This is a genomic window from Neorhizobium lilium (assembly GCF_004053875.1).
Lineage (GTDB): Bacteria > Pseudomonadota > Alphaproteobacteria > Rhizobiales > Rhizobiaceae > Neorhizobium > Neorhizobium lilii.
Genome location: NZ_SBIP01000010.1, coordinates 6925 through 7233, shown reverse-complemented (window position 1 = coordinate 7233; position 309 = coordinate 6925). Strand labels below are relative to the sequence as shown.

The following is a 309-nucleotide window of genomic DNA, read 5'->3' as shown; positions in this document are numbered from 1 at the left end:
TTTGGTTGCGGGGGCAGGATTTGAACCTGCGGCCTTCAGGTTATGAGCCTGACGAGCTACCGGGCTGCTCCACCCCGCGTTATAGTTTTCGGGCTTTTATGTGCCCGGAAGCGAAGTCAGGCGTAGCCTGATGAGGTGAGGCCGTCAAGCAAATCGATCCAGTGGATCGATTGTAGGCCGAACGGGCTGCTCCACCCCGCGTTATAGTTTTCGGGCTTTTATGTGCCCGGAAGCGAAGTCAGGCGTAGCCTGATGAGGTGAGGCCGTCAAGCAAATCGATCCAGTGGATCGATTGTAGGCCGAACGGGC

Annotated in this window: 1 tRNA gene; it reads right to left on the bottom strand. The window is 57.3% G+C overall.

Going from position 1 to position 309, the window contains the following annotated elements:
- Window positions 1-2 precede the first annotated feature (2 nt).
- Window positions 3-79: transfer RNA gene (locus EPK99_RS25160), tRNA-Met, on the bottom strand.
- Window positions 80-309: the final 230 nt, after the last annotated feature.